This window comes from Nocardia shimofusensis NBRC 100134 (assembly GCF_001613125.1).
GTDB lineage: Bacteria > Actinomycetota > Actinomycetes > Mycobacteriales > Mycobacteriaceae > Nocardia > Nocardia shimofusensis.
Genome location: NZ_BDBT01000002.1, coordinates 228,384 through 230,526 on the forward strand (window position 1 = coordinate 228,384; position 2,143 = coordinate 230,526).

The window sequence follows — 2,143 nt, forward strand, 5'->3', positions numbered from 1 at the left end:
CGATCCGGGCTTCGCCTCGCACGTCGCGCCCGCGGCTACCGCCGCGATCGCGGGCGTCGAGCCGGACCCCAAGCGGCTGGAGCGTGAACCGCATCGCGTGGTCCAGATCGTCGGTCGCACATTCGGATTTCATTGGAGTCTTACTCTAGTCAAGTAGGATCGGGGCATGACAGGAAGAGGCTCTGGCGTACGGGCGGCCAGAACAACAGCGAACCGAGCCAAGATGCTCGCGGCGGCGCGGGAACTGTTCACCACCCGCGGCTACTCGCAGACCACGATGAAGGCCATCGCCGATGAGGCGGGAATGGCGGTGCAGACGCTGTACTTCACCTTCGCCACCAAGCGCGCGATCCTGTCCGAACTCCTCGACATCGAGATCGCGGGCGACACCGAACCGGTCGCCACCATGGACCGACCCTGGTTCGCGGCGGCGCTCGCGGCGGCGCCGGCCGAGCAGATCCGGCTCCAGGTCGCCGCCGCGACAAGAATCTACGCCCGCGCCGGCCGGCTGCTCGAGGTGATCCGGTCGGCCGCGTCGACCGACACCGAACTCGCCGAACTCTGGCAGACCAATATCGCCCAGCGGCATCTGGTCCAGCTCCACTTGGCCGAGGCCCTCGCCGCCAAGACACCGCTGCGTGCGGGCATCACGGCCGCCCGCGCCGCCGACATCGCGCTCGCTACGCTCGCCCCCGAGACCTACCGGCTACTCGTCCACGAGCGCGGCTGGACCGGCGCGGAGTGGGAGTCCTGGGCCACCGATGCGCTCACGCTGCATCTGCTCCCGGCGGGATCGTCCGGCGGGGACGCCATCGCAACGCCCACCCCGAAGCAGGCTCGATGAGTGTGCTGGTGCTGGGCGGATACGGAGCCGTCGGCGCTCACCTGGTGCAACTGCTGCGCGCGCACGACATCCCGGTGCTCGCGGCCGGACGCGACGCCGCGCGCGCGGACCGGGTAGTCGATGTGACCATGCCGGACAGTGTCGAGACCGCGCTGGCCGGGGTCTCGATCGTGGTGAATTGCGCAGGGGTCGAGAATGTCCGGCTCGCCGAGGCGTGTGCCCGCCGCGGCATCGTATTCATCGAGATCTCGGCGACCTCCGCATACGTGCGGGCATTGGAGCACGTCGAAGGGCCGGTGGTGCTCGGCGTCGGGTTGGCGCCCGGGCTGACCACCCTGCTCGCCGTCGACGCGCTGGCGAGCCACCCCGGCCCGGTGGACATCATGATCGGGCTCGGCTCCGGGGAGCACCACGGTCCCGCCGCCACGGCCTGGACCTACGGACTGCTGGGACAGCGCTTCGCCGACCCCGACGGCACCGACGTCCGCAACTTCACCACACCCGCACGGTTCACGATTCCCGAACAGGCCGGGTACAAGCCGTTTCCCGCGCTGCGCGCCGACTTCGCCGACCAGCACCGGCTCACCCGCGAATTCGCGGTCCCCGTCCGCACCTACCTGAGGCTGGACTCCCGTCTTGCCACCGTCGGCCTGGCCGCGCTCACGTGGGCGCCGGCACTGCGGCCGTTGGCGCCACGGCACATGCCCGGCAGCGACAGATGGGTGGTGCTGGCCCGAGCCGCCGATGGACCGGTGCGGTGGGCCACCGGGCGTGGACAATCCCTGGCGACGGCCGCGGTCGCCGCCGCCACCATCCGGGAACTGATGCGCCGCCGAATCACCGCACCGACATGGATCCACGAACTACACCGGATCGACACGCTGCGACACGACTTGTCGGCGACAGGCATCACGCTCTGACATCCGCCGCTACCGTGTGAGCCGCCCGCGTCCGCTACCACCCGGAAAGCTCCGCTACCACCCGGAAAGCTCCGCTACCACCCGAAAAGTTCGGCCAGGTCGATGGATTCGTCGTCCCAGCGCCGCTCGATGCGCTCACGCTCGGCGTCGGGCAGCTCAGGAGACCACCCGCACCGCCGCCAGAAGTTCTCCCGGTGCCCGTCCGACATCCGCCACGGTTCGCTCACGGCGACCCCTTTTCTTCGCAACCGTCTGTGGGAGCGATGGTGCGGGAGCCCGGTCGCCGACACGCCGTGATGAACGCCGGCGTACACGATGAAGGAAAAGGCGTGGGCCGCTGCCGATCACCGGCAGCGGCCCACGATCATCCGTGCGCGCC

The 2,143-nt window shown here is 69.9% G+C and carries 3 protein-coding genes; 2 read left to right on the forward strand and 1 reads right to left on the reverse strand.

Annotation, left to right across the window (positions count from 1 at the left end):
- Positions 1-166 precede the first annotated feature (166 nt).
- Together NS3_RS03355 and NS3_RS03360 are read left to right on the forward strand one after the other, a co-directional pair.
- Positions 167-844: a TetR/AcrR family transcriptional regulator gene (locus NS3_RS03355; RefSeq protein WP_067853297.1), complete on the forward strand. Its 678-nt coding sequence runs from the start codon at positions 167-169 to the stop codon at positions 842-844.
- Positions 841-1,764 (forward strand): NAD-dependent epimerase/dehydratase family protein, encoded by a 924-nt coding sequence (locus NS3_RS03360; RefSeq protein ID WP_067853299.1) that lies wholly within the window; start codon positions 841-843, stop codon positions 1,762-1,764. Before NS3_RS03355 ends, NS3_RS03360 begins: the two co-directional genes overlap by 4 nt.
- Positions 1,765-1,838: 74 nt before the next feature.
- On the opposite strand, the gene NS3_RS28860 is transcribed toward NS3_RS03360, so the two are convergent.
- Positions 1,839-1,991 carry a hypothetical protein gene (locus tag NS3_RS28860; RefSeq protein ID WP_157101149.1) on the reverse strand — a complete coding sequence of 51 codons (153 nt, stop codon included), beginning with the start codon at positions 1,989-1,991 and terminating at the stop codon, positions 1,839-1,841.
- Positions 1,992-2,143 lie beyond the last annotated feature (152 nt).